Source organism: Streptomyces acidicola, assembly GCF_009377235.1.
Classification (GTDB): domain Bacteria; phylum Actinomycetota; class Actinomycetes; order Streptomycetales; family Streptomycetaceae; genus Streptomyces; species Streptomyces acidicola.
Window position 1 is genome coordinate 1 of sequence record NZ_VMNX01000068.1, and the last position, 22,908, is coordinate 22,908.

Annotated in this window: 18 protein-coding genes and 1 riboswitch; of the genes, 10 read left to right on the forward strand and 8 right to left on the reverse strand. The window is 69.8% G+C overall.

What is annotated here, in order from left to right:
* Positions 1-1,072 (forward strand): GMC oxidoreductase (locus FPZ41_RS19375; RefSeq protein ID WP_265584236.1); only part of this gene is annotated, 1,072 nt, incomplete at its 5' end.
* A gap of 189 nt (positions 1,073-1,261) precedes the next feature.
* Here the strand turns inward: FPZ41_RS19375 and FPZ41_RS19380 are convergent.
* Entirely contained in the window at positions 1,262-2,317 is a 1,056-nt protein-coding gene (locus FPZ41_RS19380) for an LAETG motif-containing sortase-dependent surface protein (RefSeq protein ID WP_152864291.1), read from the reverse strand.
* Positions 2,318-2,705: 388 nt separating this feature from the next.
* Here FPZ41_RS19380 and FPZ41_RS19385 point away from each other — a divergent pair, with 388 nt between their 5' ends.
* Positions 2,706-3,506: a hypothetical protein gene (locus FPZ41_RS19385; protein ID WP_322620434.1), complete on the forward strand. Its 801-nt coding sequence runs from the start codon at positions 2,706-2,708 to the stop codon at positions 3,504-3,506.
* A 630-nt stretch (positions 3,507-4,136) separates the two neighbouring features.
* Here the strand turns inward: FPZ41_RS19385 and FPZ41_RS19390 are convergent.
* Positions 4,137-4,442 (reverse strand): chorismate mutase, encoded by a 306-nt coding sequence (locus FPZ41_RS19390; protein ID WP_152864292.1) that lies wholly within the window; start codon positions 4,440-4,442, stop codon positions 4,137-4,139.
* A 395-nt stretch (positions 4,443-4,837) separates the two neighbouring features.
* On the opposite strand from FPZ41_RS19390, the gene guaA reads away from it, so the two are divergent.
* Positions 4,838-6,418 (forward strand): glutamine-hydrolyzing GMP synthase, encoded by a 1,581-nt coding sequence (gene guaA / locus FPZ41_RS19395; RefSeq protein WP_322620435.1) that lies wholly within the window; start codon positions 4,838-4,840, stop codon positions 6,416-6,418.
* Positions 6,419-6,491: 73 nt separating this feature from the next.
* On the opposite strand, the gene FPZ41_RS19400 is transcribed toward guaA, so the two are convergent.
* Positions 6,492-6,986, reverse strand: coding sequence for a pyridoxamine 5'-phosphate oxidase family protein (locus FPZ41_RS19400; RefSeq protein ID WP_152864293.1), 495 nt, complete (start codon positions 6,984-6,986; stop codon positions 6,492-6,494).
* 252 nt (positions 6,987-7,238) lie between these two features.
* Between FPZ41_RS19400 and FPZ41_RS19405 the strand changes: the two genes are divergently transcribed.
* Positions 7,239-8,033, forward strand: a complete 795-nt coding sequence (locus tag FPZ41_RS19405) for a class II aldolase/adducin family protein (RefSeq protein WP_152864294.1) — start codon at positions 7,239-7,241, stop codon at positions 8,031-8,033.
* Between the two features lie 179 nt (positions 8,034-8,212).
* Here the strand turns inward: FPZ41_RS19405 and FPZ41_RS19410 are convergent, their stop codons facing one another.
* Positions 8,213-9,094 (reverse strand): DUF4429 domain-containing protein, encoded by an 882-nt coding sequence (locus FPZ41_RS19410; protein ID WP_152864296.1) that lies wholly within the window; start codon positions 9,092-9,094, stop codon positions 8,213-8,215.
* A 324-nt stretch (positions 9,095-9,418) separates the two neighbouring features.
* Here FPZ41_RS19410 and FPZ41_RS19415 point away from each other — a divergent pair, with 324 nt between their 5' ends.
* The gene (locus tag FPZ41_RS19415; protein ID WP_322620436.1) at positions 9,419-10,690 is read left to right on the forward strand and encodes a hypothetical protein; all 1,272 of its coding nucleotides are present in this window, start codon (positions 9,419-9,421) and stop codon (positions 10,688-10,690) included.
* Positions 10,691-11,011: 321 nt separating this feature from the next.
* Entirely contained in the window at positions 11,012-11,542 is a 531-nt protein-coding gene (locus FPZ41_RS19420) for a DoxX family protein (protein WP_131570472.1), read from the forward strand.
* A 255-nt stretch (positions 11,543-11,797) separates the two neighbouring features.
* On the opposite strand, the gene FPZ41_RS19425 is transcribed toward FPZ41_RS19420, so the two are convergent.
* On the reverse strand, positions 11,798-12,064 hold the full coding sequence (locus FPZ41_RS19425) for a hypothetical protein (RefSeq protein ID WP_322620437.1): 267 nt from the start codon (positions 12,062-12,064) through the stop codon (positions 11,798-11,800).
* A complete protein-coding gene (locus FPZ41_RS19430; protein ID WP_228022836.1) occupies positions 12,051-13,832 on the reverse strand; it encodes a PspC domain-containing protein in 1,782 nt (593 codons plus the stop codon). Before FPZ41_RS19430 ends, FPZ41_RS19425 begins: the two co-directional genes overlap by 14 nt.
* Before the next feature lie 166 nt (positions 13,833-13,998).
* Between FPZ41_RS19430 and FPZ41_RS19435 the strand changes: the two genes are divergently transcribed.
* Entirely contained in the window at positions 13,999-15,288 is a 1,290-nt protein-coding gene (locus FPZ41_RS19435; RefSeq protein ID WP_152864298.1) for an ATP-binding protein, read from the forward strand.
* Positions 15,285-16,148 carry a response regulator transcription factor gene (locus FPZ41_RS19445; protein ID WP_322620438.1) on the forward strand — a complete coding sequence of 288 codons (864 nt, stop codon included), beginning with the start codon at positions 15,285-15,287 and terminating at the stop codon, positions 16,146-16,148. The genes FPZ41_RS19435 and FPZ41_RS19445 overlap by 4 nt, the downstream gene beginning before the upstream one ends.
* Before the next feature lie 246 nt (positions 16,149-16,394).
* Here FPZ41_RS19445 and FPZ41_RS19450 read toward each other — a convergent pair whose 3' ends face one another.
* Positions 16,395-17,465: a C40 family peptidase gene (locus FPZ41_RS19450; RefSeq protein ID WP_152864300.1), complete on the reverse strand. Its 1,071-nt coding sequence runs from the start codon at positions 17,463-17,465 to the stop codon at positions 16,395-16,397.
* 621 nt (positions 17,466-18,086) lie between these two features.
* On the opposite strand from FPZ41_RS19450, the gene FPZ41_RS19455 reads away from it, so the two are divergent.
* The gene (locus FPZ41_RS19455) at positions 18,087-18,440 is read left to right on the forward strand and encodes a hypothetical protein (protein WP_152864302.1); all 354 of its coding nucleotides are present in this window, start codon (positions 18,087-18,089) and stop codon (positions 18,438-18,440) included.
* A 71-nt stretch (positions 18,441-18,511) separates the two neighbouring features.
* Here the strand turns inward: FPZ41_RS19455 and FPZ41_RS19460 are convergent, their stop codons facing one another.
* Complete coding sequence (locus FPZ41_RS19460; RefSeq protein ID WP_152864303.1) at positions 18,512-19,693, reverse strand: C40 family peptidase; 1,182 nt, start codon at positions 19,691-19,693, stop codon at positions 18,512-18,514.
* An 8-nt stretch (positions 19,694-19,701) separates the two neighbouring features.
* Positions 19,702-19,870, reverse strand: a riboswitch (cyclic di-AMP (ydaO/yuaA leader).
* A gap of 499 nt (positions 19,871-20,369) precedes the next feature.
* On the opposite strand from FPZ41_RS19460, the gene pcrA reads away from it, so the two are divergent.
* Positions 20,370-22,889: a DNA helicase PcrA gene (gene pcrA, locus FPZ41_RS19465; protein ID WP_152864305.1), complete on the forward strand. Its 2,520-nt coding sequence runs from the start codon at positions 20,370-20,372 to the stop codon at positions 22,887-22,889.
* Positions 22,890-22,908: the final 19 nt, after the last annotated feature.

Consider the following 22,908-nt stretch of genomic DNA (forward strand, 5'->3'; position numbering starts at 1 on the left):
GGAGGAGGAAGTGAACGGGAACGGTCGGGTCGGGCGAGACGGTCGGGTCGGGCGAGACGGCCGGGTGGGACGAGACGGCCAGGTCGGGCGGGTCTTCAAGGCGCGGCGCATCGTGCTCGCAGCCGGCACGTACGGCACCCAGACGCTGCTGCACCGCATGAAGGCGGGTGGCCAACTGCCGTACCTCTCACCGAGGCTGGGCATGCTCACCCGTACGAACTCCGAGGCGCTGGTGGGCGCGCAGACCGACAACCGGCGCTACCGCAAGGCGCACGGCGCTCCCCGGGCCGACTTCACGCGGGGCGTGGCCATCACGTCCTCGATCCACCCCGACGAGAACACTCACATCGAGCCCGTCCGCTACGGCAAGGGCTCCAACGCGATGGGTGGCCTGTCCATCCTCCAGGTGCCGTACGCGGAGGGCTCGTCGAGGGCTCTGGGCTGGCTCGCGCACGCCGCACGGCACCCCTGGCTCGTGGTCCGCTCGCTGTCCAACCGAAGCTGGTCGGAGCGGACCATCATCGGCCTGGTGATGCAGTCGCTGGACAACTCCCTGACCACGTACCTGAAGGACAAGGGCCTGGGGAAGGGCCTGCTGACGGCACGTCAGGGACACGGCGCCCCCAACCCCAAGCAGATCTGGGCCGCCACGGAGACCGCTTCCGCCCTCGCCGCCGAGATCAACGGCTTCGCCGGCAGCAACGTGGGCGAGCTGATGGGCACCCCGCTCACCGCGCACTTCCTGGGCGGCTGCCCGATCGGGGCGTCCCCCGAGGAAGGCGTGATCGACCCGTACCACCGGCTGTACGGCCACCCGGGCATCTCGGTCGTCGACGGCGCCGCGGTTTCGGCGAACCTCGGCGTGAACCCGTCGCTCACCATCACCGCCCAGGCCGAGCGCGCGATGTCGTACTGGCCCAACAAGGGCGAGGCCGACCCGCGTCCGGCCCCGGGCGCCGCGTACGAGCGGCTGAAGCCGGTGGAGCCCCGGCACCCGGCGGTCCCGGAGAACGCGTTCGGGGCACTGCGGCTGCCCTTCCTGGGGGTGCCGACGGTACCGCCGAAGAAGTAGAGGAAGCAGCGAAGCAGCGAAGCAGAGAAAAGCAGAGAAAGCAGAGGAAGCAGAGGAAGCAGAGTCAGCAGCGGAGTACGGGAATCCGCGGAAGAAGAGATGCAAGACGAGAAGGACCCGCGCTCCCCTCCGAGCGCGGGTCCTTCTTGTTTGTGCGAGGCGTGATGCCTTACGCGGCTCGCGGTGGTCCTAGGCGACGGCGTCCGCACCCTTGCGGCGGCGGACCAGGAACACGGCGCCCGCACCCGCGACGACGGCGATGCCGCCCACGAGGCCGATCACCGGCAGCGCGGAGCTCGACCCGGTCTCGGCGAGGTTGCCCTTCGGCAGCTCGGAGACATCGCCCTGCGGCTTCTTCACGGAGTCCTTCTCGCCCTTGCCCTTGTCGCCCGGGTCACTCGGGTCGGCCTCACCCGGGTTCGGGTTCGAGGAGCCGGCCTTCAGCACCTCGAAGTCGTACTGAGCCCAGCCCTCGGCGATGCAGTCCTGGTCGTTGACCTTGTCGAGGTAGGCGCCGGAACCGAAGGACCAGGCGTCGCCCGCGGGTGCCTTCGCGTCGATGCTGACGCGCAGGTCGAACTTCTGGCTCGCCTTCGCCTTCAGCTCGTCGACGTAGGCGAAGTAGTCACCGGCCCACTCGTCGTTCCCGATCCGGGTCCACTTGCCGTCCTCGGGGTTCTTGAACTCCAAGTCGATGTAGGGGCTGAGGAACTTGTCCTCGTCCAGTTCGTAGTTCTCGATCTCGGCGTAGAAGGCGACGCCGTCGATGTCCACGCTGCTGTCGTTCGTGACGACCAGCTGGAACGAGTGGGCGCCGCTGCCCGCGACGATCTTGCCGGGCAGGCCCTTGACCTGCGCGGACACCTTGGCGTCGCCGTAGTCCTCGTCCAGTTCCTCGCAGAACGGGATCTCGGGGTCGGAGGGGTCCTCCGGCTCGCTCGACTGGGACGGGGTGGTCGTCGGGGTCTGGGACTCGGTCGGGTCCGTCTCGCCCTCTTCCTCCTCTTCCTCGGTCGCCGGCGCGGACGTGGAGGGGGTGGCCTCCGGCTCCGAGGTCGTGGTGGGCGGAGTGCTCTCCGGCGTCGTCTCGGGGGCGGACTCGGGCGGGGCCTCGGGCGCGCTCGCGCTCGGGGTCTCGCTCGAGGTCGACGGCTCCTCGGCGAACGCGGCCGGGGCCGACAGCAGGGCCAGCGGCGCAAGGACTGCCGTCGTGGCCGCCGTGGCCAGAGTGCGGCGAAGCTTCATCGAGACCTCATACGAATACGGGGCGGGGGGTGGCGGCCACACCGCGGGCCGCGGGCATGGCTGTTGGTTTCTGCACACCTGTGACCCCCGAGACCTGAGAAGGGTTGCGTCCGACTTCACAGAATCCTTATGTGTGTTGGGTCACATGCGGATGGAGGTCGGGGCATGGCGCGATATTGCGACGCTGTCATGCCCCCATGCCTCCATGCCCCCATGCCTCCATGCCTCCATGCCTCCATGCCTCCATGCCGTCATGCCGTCATACTGTGATGTCGCGTACATGATGTGATGTGTGTCGACTCGGATGAAACTGTCCGAGTCTTGTGGGGTGCATACGAGGCCGCATGCGAGGCGTGCAGGCCTGCGTCGGAGCCGAAGGTGGGGGAACGTGAAGTCAAGGATGTTGCGGGCAGCCGTGGCCGTCTCGGTCGTGGCCGCACTGGGATTCACCGCAGCGTGCGGTGGGGGCGGCGACAAGGGCGACGTCGTGGAGAAGCCGACGGGGTCTGCCGCCACCGAGGCAGCCACCAAGGCCGCCGATGAAGAGAAGGGCGGCGAGGGCGGAGCTGGGGGCAGTGATGCGGGCAGTGCCGGCCAGAGCCCGTTGACCGAGGCCCAGTTGGAGAAGGCCGCTCTGGCGAGCGGTGACGCCAAGAGCTACAAGATCGCGAAGACGCCCGAGGGGGACATCCCCGCCGAGTCCGTGCCCGCCGAGCCGGCCGCCTGCCAGTCGATCGCGGACATGTTCTTCTTCACCTCCACCCCGAGGGCCGAGGCCCGCGCGGCCCGCACCCTCACCGCCAGGAACGAGCTCGACGCGACGGTCGTCTCGCTCGCTCTGCTCGCGTACGAGCAGAGCGACGCCGAGAAGGTGATCGCCGACCTGCGCGCCAAGTCGAAGTCGTGCACCACCTACGAGCACGCCGACTACAAGCACCGCGGCGTCAAGGCCCTGCCGGCACCCAAGCAGGGCGACGAGGCGGTCTCGTTCAAGCTGACGAGCTCCATCGAGGGCACCGACGTGCCGATGACCTTCACGATCGTTCGCAGCGGGTCGACGCTTGCGGCGTTCTACGCGATGAACCTCGACGCGGACAAGGTGCAGGTGCCGGCTGAGGTGATCGAGGCGCAGCTGACAAAGCTGACAAAGCTGATGAAACTGACGAAGCCGGAGAAGGCGTCGGGCTGAGCCGAAGCGGAAAACGCTCGGTTGATCGGCTCGGTGTTCCGCGCGCCGGACGGCGAAGAGCCCCGCGGGGTGCGTCCCGCGGGGCTCTTCGGAGTCAGCACCGGCGTCAGGGCAGCGCCGGTGCTTGGGGAGCGGCGCCGGGGGGTTGCGCCGCTTGATTGGTTCTCGGTGTGCCGACCGCCGGGCGGCGCCTTGGCGCACTGGGGAAGCGCGCGTGGTCTCGACCTTTGGCAGTCGGGCTGTGCAGTGCGGTTGTCCGGTGCGGGCTGTCCCTGCATCGTGCTGGATGGGGCACGGCCTCCGCAACCGTTTCGACCACCCTTGAACAGATTCCGCCGATCGGCTCCGGGCGTCCCCGAAGCCGACCGTTCTCTTGGGTGACCGGGCTGCTGTCCCCTGCCGTCCGGTCACGACCCTGGAGCGAGGTCCCACGGCGCACAGCACGATCCGTACGCCTCATCGCCCCAGCGGAGCCACGCGTGGTTCTTTCGGACCCGCGCCTGGCTGGCGCGGACACCGGGACCAACGAGGCGTGCCGTACGGCGGTCACGCGCCGTCCGGGTGAGAGGGAGTGCGGACGGGCGTGCGCCGGGCTCGCGTGCGGGGTGGTGCGCCGGTGCAGGGGGTTGTTCAGATACGGCCCCGGCACAGTTCCAGCAAGGTCATGGCGAGGGAGGTGCCGGGCTTGCCGAGGGCCTCGCTGTAGTGGGTGAGGATTTCCATCTCGCGGGAGAGGTTCACGCGGCGGCCGCCGGAGGCGATGCGGGCGTCCTGGATGACGGCTGAGATGGCCATCCGTTCCTGGACGAGCCCGATGATCCGGTCGTCCAGAGCGTCGATGCGTTCGCGTGCGCCCGTGATCACATCGGCCGCCGCCTCGGTGCGGGCGCCGGTCTTCTCGGTGGAGGTGGGCGTGGTGGGCGTGGTGGCGGTCATCGCGGGGGCTCCTTGTTCCGTGTTCGTCATGGATGCCCCGGAGCGGCAGGACCTGGAAACGACGAGGCGCCCCGGGCCTTGTCGGCCCGGGGCGCCTGGGAAGTCGCTTGTCAGTTGCTCAAGCAGCACGACCATGGCAGCCGGTGGGCCGGTTGCCATAGGTAAAGACGAACGTCTGGTGCTCGAGCATGCGAGCAGTATGGCCCTGGGCAGGGGCGGAGACCAAGTGGGTTCGGATGGTGAGATGGCGCAGGCCAGACAGTGCAGGGGGCGGAGCCCCTGGCGATGGGACGGGCAGGGGTGGCGGGGCGAAAAACCGGCGCAGGCACCCCGAATCAACACCCCCGGTTAGACTCGGCAGCACAGACCCCCGCCCAACCGCCGGAAGGCACCCCGTGTCATCAGCGACCCCCGCTGCCGCCACCCCCGACACCGTCCTGGTCGTCGACTTCGGCGCGCAGTACGCCCAGCTCATCGCCCGCCGAGTCCGTGAGGCCCGGGTCTACAGCGAGATCGTGCCGAGCACCATGCCGGTCGCGGAGATGCTCGCCAAGAACCCGGCGGCGATCATCCTCTCCGGCGGCCCCTCGTCGGTCTACGCTGAGAGCGCCCCCCGTCTGGACCGCGAGATCTTCGAGTCCGGGGTCCCTGTCTTCGGTATGTGCTACGGCTTCCAGCTGATGGCCCAGGTCCTCGGCGGCACGGTCGACAACACCGGCGCGCGCGAGTACGGCCGTACGTCCCTTCACGTCTCCAAGCCGGGCTCCACCCTCTTCGAGGGCACCCCGGGCGAGCAGTCGGTGTGGATGTCCCACGGTGACGCGTGCAGCGCCGCCCCCGAGGGCTTCACCGTCACGGCCTCCACGGACGTCGTCCCGGTCGCCGCCTTCGAGAACGACGAGAAGAAGCTGTACGGCGTCCAGTACCACCCCGAGGTCATGCACTCCACGCACGGCCAGCAGGTCCTGGAGCACTTCCTGTACCGGGGCGCGGGCCTCACCCCTTCCTGGACCACCGGCAACGTGATCGAGGAGCAGGTCGCGGCCATCCGCGAGCAGGTCGGCACCAGGCGCGCGATCTGCGGCCTCTCCGGCGGCGTGGACTCGGCGGTCGCCGCAGCCCTCGTGCAGAGGGCCATCGGCTCCCAGCTGACCTGCGTGTACGTCGACCACGGCCTGATGCGCAAGGGCGAGACCGAGCAGGTCGAGAAGGACTTCGTCGGGGCCACCGGCGTTCAGCTGAAGGTCGTCGACGCCGAGGAGCGTTTCCTCAAGGCGCTCGCCGGGGTCACCGACCCCGAGGAGAAGCGGAAGATCATCGGCCGCGAGTTCATCCGGGTCTTCGAGCAGGCCCAGGCGGAGATCATCGCGGACGAGGGCCCCGAGGTGGCGTTCCTTGTCCAGGGCACCCTCTACCCGGACGTGGTCGAGTCCGGCGGCGGCACCGGCACCGCCAACATCAAGTCGCACCACAACGTGGGCGGCCTCCCCGAGGACCTGGAGTTCGAGCTCATCGAGCCGCTCCGCAAGCTCTTCAAGGACGAGGTCCGTATGGTCGGCCAGGAGCTCGGCCTGCCGGACGAGATCGTCCAGCGTCAGCCGTTCCCGGGCCCCGGCCTCGGTATCCGTATCGTCGGCGAGGTCACCAAGGACCGCCTCGACCTGCTCCGCGAGGCCGACGCCATCGCCCGCGAGGAACTGACGGCCGCAGGCCTCGACCGCGACATCTGGCAGTGCCCCGTGGTGCTGCTCGCGGACGTACGCAGCGTCGGCGTCCAGGGCGACGGCCGGACGTACGGCCACCCGATCGTCCTCCGCCCCGTGTCGAGTGAGGACGCGATGACGGCCGACTGGTCGCGCCTGCCGTACGACGTCCTCGCTCGCATCTCCACCCGCATCACGAACGAGGTCAAGGACGTCAACCGGGTCGTCCTGGACGTGACGAGCAAGCCACCGGGGACCATCGAGTGGGAGTGAGCCCCTTCGCGTTTTCTGGGGCTCAGGTCCGTTTGAGGGCCGGGACCGTTTGAGCATCAGGTCCGTTTGAGCGTCAGGTCCGTTTGAGCGTGCGCACCGGCTCTCCGGGCTTCCAGACCTGGACGACCAGGTACTTGTCGCCCTCGATGTAGGTCCGTACGACCTCCATCAACTCGGTGCGGAAGAGGTGGAACGGCTCCGGCGGTTCCACCTCTCGCGTGTAGCGGGCCTTCGTCTCCGGGTCCTCGACCTCGATTGCCCGCCCGCTGATCCGTACGTCACCGCCACTCATCTCCGTACCCGAGCCCGGATTCGCCTGGATCGCGAACCGCGGATCGCGCCGCAGGTCGAGGGCCTTGAGCGAGTCCGGCATCATGCCGAGCCACAGCTCACCGCCCAGGAAACGGACCTCGAGCCCGGTCGTGCGCGGCGAACCGTCCTTGCGGAGCGTCGCGAGGACGTGGTGCGTGAAGGCGCCGAAGCGCTCCTCGACGGTTCCGGCGAGGTCGGGTTCGGCGCCGGCGAAGGCGGCCCAGTTCGTACCCGTGTTCACATCGATGTGGTTCATGCGGCGAGTCTGGCGCTCATACCCGACACCTTCTGTCGCGTATTCCGGCTCTCTTGTTGTGGCGGTGAGGGCGCGGGGCGAGGGTACGGGGGCGAGGTCGTGGGGCGACGGCGTGGTGGCGGCGTCGTGAGGGGCGATGCGCATCCGTGACTTCCGTAACGGTTACGCACACTCTTCACTCGACGGCCCTGTCCTCTTACGGGGACTGAGGGTAACTTCCGCTCCGTACAGGAACCCAGTGCTGGAGGACATATGCACGGGCCCACACCGCCCCTGCCCCTACCCACCGACCAGCTGCAGTTTGCCATGCCGCCGATGCACGACTCGCTGGACGACGAGCGCCGGCACCGCAAGGAGCGGCTGGCCGGGGCACTGCGGGTCTTCGGGCGGCTCGGGTTCGAGGACGGGGTCTCGGGGCACATCACCGCCCGCGACCCGGAGTTCAGCGACTGCTTCTGGGTCAATCCGTTCGGGATGCCGTTCAAGCATGTCACGGTGAGTGATCTGGTCATGGCGAACGCCGAGGGGCAGGTGATCCACGGTCGCTACCACGTGAACCAGGCGGCGTTCACCGTGCACGCCCGGGTGCACGCCGCCCGCCCGGACGTCGTCGCGGTCGCCCACTGTCACTCGGTGCACGGCCGCGCTCTCTCGGCGCTTGCCGAGCTGCTGGACCCGATCACCCAGGAGAGCTGCGCGTTCTACGAGGACCACGCGCTCTACGACGCGTACACCGGTGTCGCCGTCGACGCCGACGAGGGCCGCCGGATCGCGTCCGCGCTCGGCAGCCGCAAGGCCCTGGTCCTGCGCAACCACGGGTTACTGACAGTCGGCAACTCGGTGGACGCGGCGGCCTGGTGGTTCCTGTCGATGGAGCGGTCGGCCCAGGTCCAGCTCAACGCGAAGGCTGCGGGGCGGCCCGTGCTCATCGGTCATCGGCAGGCGGTGGCCACGCGGGAGCAACTCGGCGGCGACCTGGTGGCGTGGATCAACTACCAGCCCCTGTGGCAGGACATCAGCAGAAGCGAGCCCGACCTGCTGAGCTAGCGCACCATCCATGCCGCATGTTCCCTGGTCCAGACACCTCGTTCACGCGGAACGAAACCGCGGAAACCGCGCAGCACGACACGACACGACACGACACGGTACGGGTATTGGTATGGGTACGGCACGAGACCTCGGAACCCCGTAGCACTACGTCTGGAAGCAACCCCTTGGCGCGGCACCTAGAAACCCCGTAGCACGGCCGCCTTCGTCATCGCGAACTCCTCGTCCGTGAGCACCCCGTCCCGGTGCAGTTCCCCCAACTCCCTTAACCTGCGCAGGAGGACGTCGTGATGGTCGGCCGCGGATGCGGTCGCGGCGGCGAACCGGGGGCGCTCCACGTCGTCGATCGCGCGGGTCGACGGGTGCGGGAGCCGGGCGGTGACCGCAGTGGCGACGAGGGCCGTGAGCAGGTCGCGACGAGAACTGCCCCACAGGTCGAGCGCGTACGGGTCCTTCTCGGGCGGCAGCTTGGAGAACACCGTCTCGCGCGTCACGAACCGCATGAACCCGTCCTCGTACCCGGTGTTGGGCAGCCACTCCACCTGCACCAGCTCACCGATCGCAAGGATGCGCGGCCCTGTCGCGCGCTTGACCCGGTCGGAGGTGTCGCTCCAGTCGATCCGCACCTGCGTACCGTCGAACGACACCATGCCGTCACTGGACCGCACGGACACCGGCACCGGAGGGCCGGGCAGCAGATAGGTCCTGGCGGGTTCCTTGGGTGTCTGCTCCAGCAGCAGGGCTTGCCGTACCTCCTCCGCCACGTACTCGGCGACGCCCGCGCGGTCGATGTCGACCGTCAGCCGGTAGGGATCGGCCGCGTCGGGGAGTCGCCCACCGGTCGCCTGGAGCAGCGGATCACAGCCCTCGCGGAGCCTGAGCCGGAGCCGTCCGCGCTTGCGCTCGGGTTCGTAGACGATGCCCGACACCGCTTCGAGGGGCACCGCTATCTCCCCGTACGTCTGTCGGAACAGCGGCACGGTGCGGTGGAGTCCCGGCGTGATCCGGACCGTGATGCCGTCGAAGGCCCAGGTCCCGTCGCGCTGGATGATCTCGGCCATAGGGAGATTCTCGCAGCGCGCCGCTCCGCGGGAGGAGTGCCGGCGAGAAAGGCCGGTGGGGTGGTGCGGGGTGGGTGTGGTTGTTCGCGCCCACCCGGTGGTGCCGCGGCATCTCACAGCCCCACACTCCTGAACGGGCGCTGATGTGAGCGTCGCCGTCCTGGTCAACACGCTTCTCCTCTCTTCACCCCGCATTGACCAGACCTGCCGGATGAAGGCCCTGTTCCGTACGGCAGAATTCCCTGTCATCACAGGGTGGATGTACGGCTGTCGCATGACGCAGGCGTACGGAGGAGAAACGGCGCGGGGAAGGCGGGCACGGGCGTGGCGGTGCAGGAGGCGAGGCAGGGCGCGGGCGCCCATGAGGGCGGCTGCGCGTGCGGGGACTGCCCCCACGGCGCACGCGAGGGACACCGGCGCGCGGTCGCTGAATTCCTGCTCATGCGCGAGGAGTTCGCGTCCGGCCAGGGACTGCCCGCAGCGGTCGCGTACTCCGCGTCGGCGTCCCGCCAGTGGGTCTCCGACGAACTCACCCAGTCCGCCGCCCTCGTCGCCGAGCGCGGTCGAGTGGAGGGCGAGGCATGGCTGGGCCGCCTGTGGCTGCGCACGGCCTACGTCCTGTGGGGCGCCTTCCTGTTCCTGCTCCTGGTCCAGGCACTCACCGCGATCGGAGCGGGCTGGACGGCGGCACGCACGGCCGGTCTGCTGGCCGCACTGGTGGTGGGCTTGGCGGTGACGGGCGCCGGATACCTGCACCGTAAGAAGGGCGGCGCTCTGGCCCCCGTGATCGGTGAGGACAATCGGCTGTCCACCTCCCGCGCCGTGGCCGCGAGCTGGGTGCTCCTCGCCGGGTACGCAGTCCTGGTGCTCGTCGGACAACTCGCCGCCGCCTCGGACCACGGCAAGCGGGACGCGCTGATCACCGGGCTCGATCTCGCCCGGGGCGCGGGCGTGGTGACTGTTCTCGCCGTGGTGTGCGGGATCGCCGTGCTGGTCCGGCGGGTGGTGGGCCTGCGCGTCCTCGGGCAGCGCCTGCAGAAGGTCCGCGCCGACCGCCCACGCGCCTCCGACCTTCTCACCGACGACTGCGGCCGCGGCAGCTTCACCGACATCCAGTACGTCGTCGTGAACGCCGTCGCCCTCGCCTTCGCGCTCGTACGTCTGGCCCGCCGCCCCGACCAACTCCCCGACCTGCCCTGGGGGCTGGCGCTGCTGGTGCTGGTCTCCGCGGCCACGTACGTCGCCGGCAAGTACGCGGAGGGCGGCCGCCCCGTGATCCTCTCCGTGGTCCGAGCCCGTGAGGCCGGCGACCTCGACGCGCCCATCCGGACCGGCGACGACATCGAGATCCGCGGCGCCGGCTTCGTACCGCCGGGCGCCCAGGCCGCCGATCGCCTCTCCCGGATGGTCGTCCGTATCGGTGCCGTCCACGTCCACGTCCCGCTCGTACCCGTCGTCGGAGGCTTCAGCAACCCCACGGACGCCGTCCTCACCGTGCCGGTCCCCGCCGACGTGGAGCCCGGCCGAGTGGAGGTCCAGGTGGTGACCGCCGCCGGGGTGGAGACGAACCGGTGCCTGATCGAGGTGACCGACTGACTGGCCGGCCGGCTGACTGGCCGACCGATGGAGTGACCGACTGTCCGAGTGGCCGACTGGTCCGTTGACCGACCGTCGACAGACAAGGTGTTGGGCGTGGGCCACGTGGGCCTGGTTCGGATCGTTTGGCCGGTACGGGGCCAGGGCCGACCGAGCCGTGCGGAAACCCGCTGAGAGAAACCGGGCAACGATCCCAAAGACAACGATCCCAAAGGCAATCTTCACAGAAATCTGATGCGCGCTCATTGAGCGGCTCCCCCCTTTCGTACGTATGGTCTGTTGAGGGGTCAACGGCACGGCGGCGAGAGGCGGCGGACAGTCATGACTCACAGTATTCGTACGGACACGCGGACCCCCTACTTCGATGGCGGCCGGGACTGGCGGGACACCGCCACCCGTTACGCCCTGCTCCCCCTCAGGGTTTTTCTCGGCGTCACCTTCATCTACGCCGGCCTGGACAAACTCACCGACAGCGCCTTCCTGTCCGATGCCGGCTCCGGCTCGGTCGGGGACATGATGCGCGCGGTCCGCGACACCTCGGCGATCCCCGCCCTCATCGATCTCGCCCTCAAGAACCCCGTCGGCTTCGGCTACGCCATCGCCTTCGGTGAACTCGCCGTCGGTATCGGCACCCTCGTCGGCCTCCTCGCCCGCCTCGCGGCCTTCGGTGGCGCCCTGATCTCCCTCAGCCTCTGGCTGACCGTCAGCTGGGCATCCGACCCCTACTACTACGGCAACGACCTCGCCTACCTCATGGCCTGGCTCCCCCTCGTTCTCGCCGGCGCCTCGGTCCTCTCCATCGACGCGGCCATCCGCAACCGCCGACGGCAACGTATGGGCGCCTATCGCTGAGCTGCCGCACAGCCGTGCTGCTGAACTGGCGCACAGCCGTGCCGCTGCGGTGCCGCACTGCCGCATGTCACTGACCGCCTACGGCCGGCGCGCGGTGCCTGGTTGCTCCGGGCGCCCCGTGATCCAGGACGACCCTGTGCCGGATCGGCACGTGTGCCCAGGCGGTTCTCCCGCTCCGCTCCGGGAGCATCTCGCCCTCGACCGTGAGGACGCCGCCGCCCCTGCTGCTCCGCGAGGCAGGACCTGAAAGGGCCGTTACTCGGTCCTGCTCGACGCCCCGGCGTCTGACGTCTGCCTGTTCCCGGGAGCGTGCCCCGTACGCGGGGACGATCGGCGTCGTCGTATCGCGTGCGTCAGGAGCGCCGTGGCGCCCGCCAGGCAGAGGCCTGCGGTGACCAGGGGTAGGGCCACGAACCAAGGGGCTTCCCAGGCACCGCCCGCGTCTCCGGCGTAGATGACGGCGGTGAGGGTGAGGAAGAAGCCCGCGACGAGCTTGCCGGGCTGAACGTCATGCCGCAGCACGGGTCACCTCCGCCTGGCCCATGCCGACCTGGAGGTGGACACGGATCGTGCCGCCGGACTTCCCGTCATCGGTGTCCCCCTTCTCGGCGGAGAGGGTCAGCTGCTTCGCCTTGCCCGGTGCCACGTCCACGTCCTCCTTCTTTTCGCCGGGCAACTGGATGTCTCCCACGCCCACTTCGATCGTCAGACGCGCCGTGACGTCCGAGGGGACCACCACCTCCAGCTTGCCCACGCCCACTTCCGCGCGGGTCGTCACGGTCCTGCCCTTCGGCACGTCCATGCGTGTCAGGTCCAAGGTGCCCACACCGCTGCCCAGCGTGTACGTCGGCTGCACGCCCGCCACTGCGGTCGGCGCCCAGGTCGTGCGTATCCAGTGGGTGCTGATGTCGGCCGGAAGTGCCGCCGAGCACACCATCAGACCTGCCGTCACCACCGCGAGGAAGATCGACCCCGCACCCGTACGTCCCAGGAACGCGCTGACCCCGATGCCCAGGCCGAACACGGCGAGGGCGCAGGCCAGGCCTGCCTGCAGGCTCGTCCCCAGTGCGTGGTCGTCCCACGTCAGGCCGGTAGCGAGACCGCCGGCGAGCAGCGCGAGCAGGAACACCCAGCCGCCTATCCAGCGAGGCCCCCGCGGCTTGGGCGTCTGGGCGGCACGTATGTCCTGGTGGGACCGTGTCCCCCGGGCGATGTTGATGGCCGCCGCGACGTCGCGGTCCCGGGCATCCCAGGGTCCCCACAGATAGCCCGTCCTGCCCACGTGCCTGCCGTCCTTGACGATCGGGTCACGCCACCAGGACGGGTAGGAAATGGGGACGGGCGGCGCCTGCGCCTCCGGTGGGGCGTCGGCGACGGCCTGTGCGGCAAGCGGGTCGGGGTCCGGGGCGCTGCGCTGCTGCGACCAGTAGCCCGCGCCCGCGAGGAGCAGGGCGAGGACCACCGCGAAGGTCAGCACCCCGCCGTTGCCCAGCATGGTGAGGAAGACGCCACAGCCGACCAGGGCGAAGAGCACGGCCGCCAGGGCCTGGCCGTCGACACGGCCGGTCAGCAGCTTGCGTACCTCGTTCTCCTCCTCGTCGTCGTACGGGACGAACAGCCAGACGAAGCCGTAGAAGATGAGGCCTATGCCGCCGCTCACCGACAGGACAGTGAGCACGATCCGGAAGATCACCGGATCCATGTCGCACTGCCGCCCCAGCCCCGCGCACACCCCGGCCAGCATCTTGTGTCGTCGGTCACGGCGGAACCCGGTGGGGGCCGGGGGCGTGGTGGAGCCGTCGGCGGCGACCTGAGCCGTGGGCCCGGTGGGTGGGGTGCCCCCGGATGACTGATCCGTGTTCCTCGCCTGCCCCGCAGGCCCGACCGCGTTCCGGTCGGGAGGCCCGTCCACCGGCTCGCTCGTCAGCTCGTCGCGTGGTTCGTTCCTCGGTTCGTTCCTCGGTTCGTTCGTCACCGGGCTCGCGCCCCCGGCCGGTGAGCCCGCCGCTGATTGGTCTGTGAGTCTGTCTTGACCCGCCTGTCCCGATTGGCTCGCCTGCCCGGATGGGCCTGCTTGATCCGCGGGCGTGCCTGCGTCCGCGTGCGCACCTGCGACCGCGCCCGCATGCGCGTGTGCGCCCCCGTGCGCGCGCGGCTCCTTGCCCAGGCCCGGTCCGGGCACGGTGCCGCCCTTGTCCTGGGCGGGCACGGCGTCCTGCGGCTCGGTGGCCGTCCGCCGGGCGTCCGAGCCGGGGCCCGGCTCCGGTGCCGCGTGCTGCTGATCTGTCATGTGTCCATCGTGGCTGCCGAGACCGCCCCGCGGCAGTCGGGATGACCCTGGCCCAACCCTGATATTGGCCCCGGGAACTGTTCGATCATGAGCCGGTCGGAGATCAGGGGCGTCTCCGGGGTAGACCCTGATGCCATGGTCCGCCATGCGTGTGAACATCAATGGCATGCCGGAAGCCGCAACAGTGCCAGTCGACGTCCCGCGGCCCCCGCGCAAGCTCTACCGCAGCAGCGACGGTCGCTGGCTCGGAGGCGTGGCGCGGGGGCTCGCAGGGCATCTTGGGCTGCCCGTGACATGGCTGAGGCTCGTGTTCGTCGGCCTGTTCCTCGCCGACGGCCTCGGCGCGCTGCTGTACGCGGCGTTCTGGTTCTTCGTCCCGCTCGGCGTGGGCGGTGTCGACAACCAGCGGCCCCCGGCCGTTTCCACGGAGACGTCGCCGGACGGCCGGCGAAAACTCGTGGCGCGCAGACCGGACAAGGGCCAGATCGTCGCCTTGCTCCTCATGGTCGTCGTGGCCATGGTCTTCGTCGGCAATGTGAACCTCGGCGACGGGGCCAAGGCGTATCTGTGGCCGACCGTGCTGGTTGCCGCCGGTGTCGCCCTGGTCTGGCGCCAGGCGGACAACGCACGGCGGGCCCGCTGGGTCGAGGTCGGCCGCCGTCGGCGCACGCTCACGCTGCTCCGTTCCGTGGGCGGTGTGCTGCTCGTCACCGCGGGCGTCTCCGGGATATTCGTCCTGCAGGGCTCCGCCGCCCACCTCGGGTCGGTCCTGCAGGCCGCGCTCGCGGTCCTCGTGGGGATAGCGCTGCTGGCCGGCCCGTACCTCGTCCGCATGACCCAGGACCTCTCCGAGGAGCGGCTGATGCGCATCCGCGCCCAGGAGCGGGCGGAGGTCGCGGCCCACGTCCATGACTCGGTGCTGCACACCCTGACCCTGATACAACGCAACGCGGAGAACGCGAACGAGGTACGCCGCCTCGCCCGTGCCCAAGAGCGCGACCTGCGCAACTGGCTCTACAAGCCGGAAGGCACCGGCAAGGACGAGGACGAGGAGCCCGACACACTCGCGGAGGCCGTGAAGCGCAGCGCCGCCGAGGTGGAGGACAAGCACGGCGTCCCCATCGAGGTCGTGGTCGTCGGCGACTGCCCGCTCGACGAACGCCTGGGCGCGCAGATGCAGGCTGCGCGCGAAGCGATGGTGAACGCCGCCAAGTACGGTGGCGAGGGCGGCGCCGTACAGGTCTTCGCCGAAGTCGAGGGAGGGACGGTCTTCGTGTCCGTGCGTGACCGGGGCCCAGGCTTCGACCTCGACTCGATACCCGCCGACCGCATGGGCGTTAGAGAATCGATCATCGGTCGCATGGAGCGCAACGGCGGTACGGCACGGCTGCGCGCCGTGCCGGACGGCGGCACGGAGGTCGAGCTGGAGATGGAGAGGGCGGAGACGACGTCATGAGCGACGCGAACGGGGCCAGCGGTCCGATTGGGCAGGACGGTCCGGCTCCCGGTGCCGGCCCCACGGGTCCCACGGGTCTCACCAGTCCCACCAGTCCCACCAGTCCCACCAGTCCCACCGGTCCTACTGGTACGCCGGGTGCCCCGACGGACTCGAACGCGCCGGGCGGCTCGGCGGAGGCGAGCGGTTCGGCGCCCGGACGTCGGGTCCGGGTCGTGCTGGTCGACGACCACCGCATGTTCCGTACGGGCGTGCAGGCGGAGATCGGGGAGACGGAGCGCACCGGTGTCGAGGTCGTCGGGGAGGCGGCGGACGTCGACCAGGCGGTGAGCGTCATCTCGGCCACACGGCCCGAGGTGGTGCTCCTCGACGTGCACCTCCCGGGCGGGGGCGGGGTCGAAGTGCTGCGCCGGTGCGCCGCGTTGATGTCGGACGCCGAGCAGCCCGTCCGCTTCCTGGCCCTCTCCGTCTCGGACGCGGCGGAGGACGTCATCGGTGTCATCCGGGGTGGCGCCCGGGGGTACGTCACCAAAACGATCACCGGCACGGATCTGGTCGACTCCATCTTCCGCGTCCAGGAGGGCGACGCGGTGTTCTCGCCGAGGCTGGCCGGCTTCGTCCTCGACGCCTTCGCCTCCACGGACGCCCCGCCCGTCGACGAAGACCTGGACCGTCTCACCCAGCGCGAGCGTGAGGTCCTCCGCCTCATCGCCCGCGGCTATGCGTACAAGGAGATCGCCAAGCAGCTGTACATCTCCGTCAAGACGGTGGAGTCCCATGTCTCGGCGGTGCTGCGGAAGTTGCAGCTCTCCAACCGGCACGAACTGACGAGGTGGGCGACGGCACGACGGTTGGTGTGAGGCAGTCCTGAGAGCCCCAGCCCTGACCCCAGACTCCAGCCCCAGCCCTGACCCCAGACTCCAGCCCGAGCCCGAGCCCGAGCCCGAGCCTGGGCGCGAGGCCGAGCCCGAGGCCGATGCCGGAGCCAGGGGTGAGTCCGAGCCCGGCGTCGAGTCCGAGTCCGGGTTCGAGTCCGGGTTCGAGCTCAAGGCGGCGGCCGGTTCCTCTTCCTCGGCTACGCGGCCTCCGCCGTCGCGCCCTGAGGCTCACGCCACCCGCGTGGCGCCCGCGAACGGCATCTCGTCGAGTGGCGCCACCCGCACCTGCGTCCCCGGACGGGGCGCGTGGATCATCTGACCGTTCCCCACGTAGATGCCCACGTGGCTGATCCCGGAGTAGAAGAACACCAGGTCACCGGGCAGGAGCTGGGAGCGCGCGATGCGCTGCCCGGTGCCGATCTGCGTATACGTCGTCCGGGGCAGTGAGACCCCCGCCGCGCGGTAGGCCGCCTGGGTGAGCCCGGAGCAGTCGAAGGCGTCGGGACCGGTCGCGCCCCACACGTATGGGCTGCCGAGCTTGCCGTAGGCGTACGACAGGGCCGCGGCCGCCCGTGAACTGGGTGCCTGGGCGGTGGAGGAGGCCGCCAGGACCGGTCCGAGGTCGCGCGCCGGGGCACCGGACCGCGATGCGCGCCCCGCGCCCGCCGCCGCGTCCAGCCCAGCCCGGGCGCCCTCCGGCAACCGCGCCAGCAGACGTCTCGCCTCGCCCAGCCTTCCCGTGATCGTCCCCCTGTGCCGCTTCAGCTCTGCCTGCCGGGACGAGAGCCGCGACAGTTCGACGCGCGCGGCGCCCCGCAGTCGCTCGATCTCCCGCAACTGCCTACGTACGTTTGCCACGTCCGACGCCTGTCGGCTGCCGATCCGTTCGGCGAAGGCCGCACCGTCCAGATACACGTCCGGGTCGTCGCTCAGCGCGAGTTGCACCGCGGGGTCGATGCCGTCACCGCGGTACTGCGCCGCCGCCACCGAACCCAGCTTCTCGCGTGCGGAGTTCAGCCCCTCCGTGCGGCGAGCCGCCTCGTCCCGCAGGTCCTCCAGCCGCTTCCGCGCCTTGTCGGCCTCCTCCTTCGCGCCGTTGTACTGCTCGGTGGCGACCTCCGCCTGTTCGTACAGCTTGTTCACCTTCGCCCTGGCCTGCGCCGCTGTGGGCTGCGGTTCGGCGTGCCCGGTGCCGTCGAAGCCGGTCGCGCTCGCCGCGCCCGCCAGGGCGATCGTGACAGCGGTACGGGCCGTGGTGCCGCTGAGGGGGCGCTGTCTGGGCCTGCGGTGCACTGGCAAGGGGACGTCACGTCCTTTCGTACGACGCGTTACGACCGAGACGGCCTCTTCGGCCGCGGCCGCCATGGGGGTCGGCGGTCACGCGTCCGGCGGCGGCCCGCACAGGGGCAGCGGGCCGCCGCCGGACCTCTCGGCGGAGGTGCCCGACTGCCGCCCCTGGCCCGGGCGGCGGTGGGGAGCGGGCACCTGCTGGAGGACGCTAAGCGTGGCTGTGTCCACTCGGTGACGCCATGTACGGAACTGGCCCCAGTGGACCACCGGTGACCGTATGTGACCGTGATCTCTGCCTGGCGGCACCGCCTTCACGCAGAGCGATGATCAATGCGGTGGTTTGGGGGCAACCGGCGGCGAGACAGTGCTATGGGGCGCATATATGCGGCGGGTCGTCTGGTGTATGGCAGGGCGTGCCATACGGCGAATGGTCCGGGTTTTCGGGGGTGGTGGCGCGGCATACCAAGTCAGCACCGACGCCGGACACCAGGGCCACCGCCACGGCCGATGCCAGGACCACCGTCATGGCCACCACTGCAGCCAGTACCGGAGACTTCCCGCAGCCGGTACCGGCGGCTTCCCGGGGCCGGTGCCAGGCCGCCGAAGGGGCCCTGGTTAGGCTCCGGCTCCATGGACATACTCATCCATCTCTTCGTCGCCCTGCACATCATCGGCATCGCCTCCCTTCTGGGTGGCTTCCTCACCCAGATGAAGGCGATGGGGCAGGGGACGGCCCGTTTTGTGCCCGCCATGCTGCACGGCGCGCTGACGATGCTCATCACCGGTGCCGTTCTGGTCGGCCTCAACCAGGCCGACGACCAGACGGTCAACAACGTCAAGATCGGCGTGAAGCTGGCCCTGCTGGTCGTGATCCTCGGGCTCGTCTACGTGAAGCGCGACGAGGAACAGGTGGAGAAGGGGCTGTTCGGCCTGGTGGGCGGCCTGACCACGGCGAACATCTTCATCGCGGTGCTCTGGACCTGATCGGAGACCGCGCCGGCCCCGACCGGCGACCGAGGAGTCAGGCGCCGACCGGGGCCGGGAAGGTGCGACCGTTACGCCGGCCGCACCACGCTGTGGATCGACGACTCGCCGTCGTAGAAGATCGACTCCTCGCGGACGTAAGCCCCCGGCTTGGGCGCGTGGATCATCATGCCGTTGCCGATGTAGATCCCGACGTGGGTGATGTCGTCGTAGAAGAAGACGAGGTCGCCGGGCCTGGCGTCGGCGACTGAGACGGTCTTGCCCACGTTGACCTGGTCGTACGTGGTGCGCGGCAGGTCGACGCCGGCGGCCTTCCAGGCGTCCTGGGTGAGCCCGGAGCAGTCGTACGAGTCGGGGCCGGTCGCGCCCCAGACGTACGGTTTGCCGATCTGCGCGCGGGCGAACGCGATGACCTTGGCCGCCTTCGTGGCGTAGGTGGAGTCCTCTGCCGGGGCCTCGACGGTGGAGCTGCTGCCGGCGCTCTGCTCCTGGGCCGCCTCCTGCTTCCGTTTCTCCGCCTCGGCCGCCAGCCGCTTCTTCTCCGCCTCGGCTGCCTGCTGCCGCGCCAGCTCCTCAGCCCGGCGCTCGGCCTCCTCCTGCTTCTTCTTCTCGATCGCCGCGAGGCGGGCCTTCTCCTCGGCGGTCAGCTTGTCCAGCAGTTGACGGGCCTCGGTGAGCTTCGCCTGGACCTGCGCCTTGCTCGCCTTCAGCGTGGACTGCGACTGGGTGAGCGACTCCAGGCCCTCGGTGGCCTCCTGGCGCTTCTGAGCCGTCTCGGTCCGCTGGGTGACGTAGTCGTCGACCACCTCTTTCTGACGTTCCGTCAAGCGGTCCATCAGCTGGGTCTGGTCGAAGTAGTCCTGAGGGTTGTCCGCCAGCAGCATCGTTGCCGTGTCCGGGGCCGCGGCGCCCGTCCGGTACTGGGCGGCGGCGAATGAGCCCAGCTGCTCCCGGGCCTCGTTGAGCTTCTCTGTGCGCTTGGCGACATCGTCGAGGAGCGTGGCGACGCGCTTCTTCTGCTTGGCCGTCTTCTCCTCGGCCGCGTTGTACTTGTCGGTCGCCGACTCGGCCTGGCGGTAGAGGTCGCCGACCTTCTTCTCGACTTCTTCGAGGCTCGGCTTGTCGTCGGTCGAGGGTGCGGCGGTCGCTGTCTGGGAGAACAGGGCCATCGAGGTCAGCGCCGCCGTCGCGAGGGCGGGTGTCCGTATGCCTGTGCGCGTCCGGGCAGGACGCGACTTTCGGTGCGGCGCCATGAAAGGCGGCTCCTTCCGTTGTCCGCCTACCGAGTTAGCTGTCGGGTTCGGGCGCGTGCATTGGAAGGTGTGCCCTACGGCCCTTGCCGCGTACGGCAGGTGGGCCGATTCACCCCAAGGTCGGTGGGTCCCCGGCTCCGGCTCCGCGAGGGGCGCCGGACTCGGCGGAGGCCGCCCGGCCCGGCGAGGTTCGCCGGTTGGGTCGAGCGGCCCACCAAGAACGCTAGCCAATTCGTGTGGCGCCTGTGAAGGTTGATGCGCGATATGCCCGATACGTTTTCGTGACCTTAGTCAACATGGCTGCCGCGTGTGGCGAATTCGGAGTGATCTGTGGATGCATGATGTCTCATATGCGATACACCCGTTATGTGGCTAAAGGTGCGGTCGGTCGTGGTCCCGTGCTGCCGGTTCCGGGGTGGGGCTGCGGTGATCCGTCGCGATGGAGGGGGCGCGTCCTCACCTGGCCGACCGCGGACAGTGGCAGCGTGAAGCCGGATGGTGACAGGGTGAACCCGGACGGACATGCGGTATGAACCTGGACGGTCATACGGCGTGAACCCGGACGGTCATGAGTCCGGGAGAGGCCAGCCGTTGAAGATCGTCGGCAGCGCGCGCTCGGACCGAGTTTGCGGGGTGGCCCCTGGGTGTCGGTGGGGCGGCCTAGACTCGGAGAGCGATGAGCAGCCTTTTCGATGACAGCTTCCTGGCGGACCTCAAGGCCCCGCGGGCCCATGAGGAAGAGCCTCCGCCGCCACCCGAGGACGAGCACGTACCGGAGCCGATTCCGGACGATCTGTTCGGCGGCAGGTTCGACGCGCCGCCGGACCGGGACGCCTACTACCGCGACGGCGAGCCACGCCCCGCGGTGGACCCGGCCGCGCTCCTGGTGGGGCTGAACGAGAACCAGCGCGCGGCGGTCGTCCACTCCGGCTCCCCCCTGCTCATCGTGGCCGGCGCCGGCTCCGGCAAGACCCGCGTGCTCACCCACCGCATCGCGCACCTGCTCGGCGAGCGGAACGTCCACCCGGGCCAGATCCTCGCGATCACCTTCACCAACAAGGCCGCGGGCGAGATGAAGGAGCGCGTCGAGCAGCTCGTCGGCCCGCGCGCGAACGCGATGTGGGTGATGACCTTCCACAGCGCGTGCGTACGGATTCTGCGGCGGGAGAGCAAGAAGCTCGGCTTCACGTCGTCCTTCTCGATCTACGACGCTGCCGACAGCAAGCGGCTGATGGCGCTCGTCTGCCGCGACCTGGACCTCGACCCGAAGCGTTTCCCGCCCAAGTCGTTCAGCGCCAAGATCTCGAACCTGAAGAACGAGCTGATCGACGAGGAGGACTTCGCCGCCCAGGCCGGTGGGGGCACCTCCCGCTCGAGCGAAGCCGAGAGTGGGGGAGGCTTCGAGAAGACCCTCGCCCAGGCGTACGCGCTCTACCAGTCGCGGCTGCGCGAGGCCAACGCCCTCGACTTCGACGACCTGATCATGACGACGGTCAATCTGCTCCGCGCCTTCCCGGACGTCGCCGAGCACTACCGCCGCCGCTTCCGGCACGTCCTCGTCGACGAGTACCAGGACACCAACCACGCCCAGTACGCCCTCGTACGGGAACTCGTCGGGACCTCCGAGCACCCCGTGGACGTACCGCCCGGCGAGTACGACGTCCCGCCTGCCGAGCTGTGTGTCGTGGGTGACGCCGACCAGTCCATCTACGCCTTCCGCGGCGCAACCATCCGCAACATCCTCCAGTTCGAGGAGGACTACCCGGACGCGACGACGATCCTGCTGGAGCAGAACTACCGCTCCACGCAGACGATCCTCTCCGCCGCCAACGCGGTCATCGAGCGCAACGAGTCCCGCCGCCCCAAGAACCTGTGGACGAATGCCGGAGCCGGTGCCCAGATCACCGGCTATGTCGCGGACACGGAGCACGACGAGGCGCAGTTCATCGCCGACGAGATAGACCGCCTGACGGACGCGGGCGAGGCCAAGGCCGGGGATGTCGCGGTCTTCTACCGCACGAACGCCCAGTCCCGTGTCTTCGAAGAGGTCTTCATCCGCGTCGGCCTGCCCTACAAGGTCGTCGGCGGCGTCCGCTTCTACGAGCGCAAGGAGGTCCGGGACGTCCTCGCCTACCTCAGGGTGCTGGCCAACCCGGAGGACTCGGTCCCGCTGCGCCGCATCCTGAACGTGCCCAAGCGCGGCATCGGCGAGCGCGCAGAGGCGATGATCGACGCCCTCGCCCAGCGCGAGAAGATCAGCTTCCCGCAGGCGCTGCGGCGCGTGGACGAGGCGTACGGCATGGCCGCGCGCTCCACGAACGCCGTCAAGCGCTTCAACGCGCTCATGGAGGACCTGCGCACGATCGCCGACTCGGGTGCGGGCCCGGCGACGGTCCTGGAGGCGATCCTCGAACGCACAGGCTACCTGGCCGAGTTGCAGGCCTCGACCGACCCCCAGGACGAGACCCGCATCGAGAACCTCCAGGAACTCGCCGCCGTGGCCCTGGAGTTCGAGCAGGAGCGCGCCGAGGGCGAGTCGGTGGCCCTGTCCGACTTCCTGGAGCAGGTCGCCCTGGTGGCCGACTCGGACCAGATCCCGGACGAGGAGGACGGCTCCGGCGTCATCACGCTGATGACCCTCCACACCGCCAAGGGCCTGGAGTTCCCGGTCGTCTTCCTCACCGGCATGGAGGACGGTGTCTTCCCGCACATGCGCGCCCTCGGCCAGACCAAGGAGCTGGAGGAGGAGCGGCGCCTGGCGTACGTGGGCATCACGCGCGCGCGGGAACGGCTCTATCTGACCCGCTCGACCCTGCGCAGCGCCTGGGGCCAGCCCTCGTACAACCCGCCGTCCCGTTTCCTGGAGGAGATCCCGGCGGCGCACCTGGACTGGAAGCGCACGGGCGCGTCGGCGGCCCCGGGTTCCACCGGCCCGGCCTCGGGGATCGCTGCCTCCCTGTCGTCCTCCCGTTCCCGTTCGTCCGCCGCGGGCGCCTCCGGCTTCGCGACGCGACGTGCCACCGAGAAGCCGGTCGTCTCCCTGGCCGTCGGCGACCGCGTCACCCACGACCAGTTCGGCCTGGGCACGGTCGTCGCCGTGAAGGGCACGGGTGCCAACACCGAGGCGACGATCGACTTCGGCGACACCAAGCCGAAGCGGCTGCTCCTGCGGTACGCCCCGGTGGAGAAGCTGTAGGCGGAGGACGAGGCCGCGG

Coding starts and splice junctions, on each gene's coding strand:
- FPZ41_RS19380 (WP_152864291.1), bottom strand. CDS start 2,317: ATGAAGCTTCGCCGCACTCTGGCCACGGCGGCCACGACGGCAGTCCTT.
- FPZ41_RS19390 (WP_152864292.1), bottom strand. CDS start 4,442: ATGACCGCCACCACGCCCACCACGCCCACCTCCACCGAGAAGACCGGC.
- FPZ41_RS19400 (WP_152864293.1), bottom strand. CDS start 6,986: ATGAACCACATCGATGTGAACACGGGTACGAACTGGGCCGCCTTCGCC.
- FPZ41_RS19405 (WP_152864294.1), top strand. CDS start 7,239: ATGCACGGGCCCACACCGCCCCTGCCCCTACCCACCGACCAGCTGCAG.
- FPZ41_RS19410 (WP_152864296.1), bottom strand. CDS start 9,094: ATGGCCGAGATCATCCAGCGCGACGGGACCTGGGCCTTCGACGGCATC.
- FPZ41_RS19420 (WP_131570472.1), top strand. CDS start 11,012: ATGACTCACAGTATTCGTACGGACACGCGGACCCCCTACTTCGATGGC.
- FPZ41_RS19430 (WP_228022836.1), bottom strand. CDS start 13,832: ATGACAGATCAGCAGCACGCGGCACCGGAGCCGGGCCCCGGCTCGGAC.
- FPZ41_RS19435 (WP_152864298.1), top strand. CDS start 13,999: ATGCCGGAAGCCGCAACAGTGCCAGTCGACGTCCCGCGGCCCCCGCGC.
- FPZ41_RS19445 (WP_322620438.1), top strand. CDS start 15,285: ATGAGCGACGCGAACGGGGCCAGCGGTCCGATTGGGCAGGACGGTCCG.
- FPZ41_RS19455 (WP_152864302.1), top strand. CDS start 18,087: ATGGACATACTCATCCATCTCTTCGTCGCCCTGCACATCATCGGCATC.
- FPZ41_RS19460 (WP_152864303.1), bottom strand. CDS start 19,693: ATGGCGCCGCACCGAAAGTCGCGTCCTGCCCGGACGCGCACAGGCATA.
- pcrA (WP_152864305.1), top strand. CDS start 20,370: ATGAGCAGCCTTTTCGATGACAGCTTCCTGGCGGACCTCAAGGCCCCG.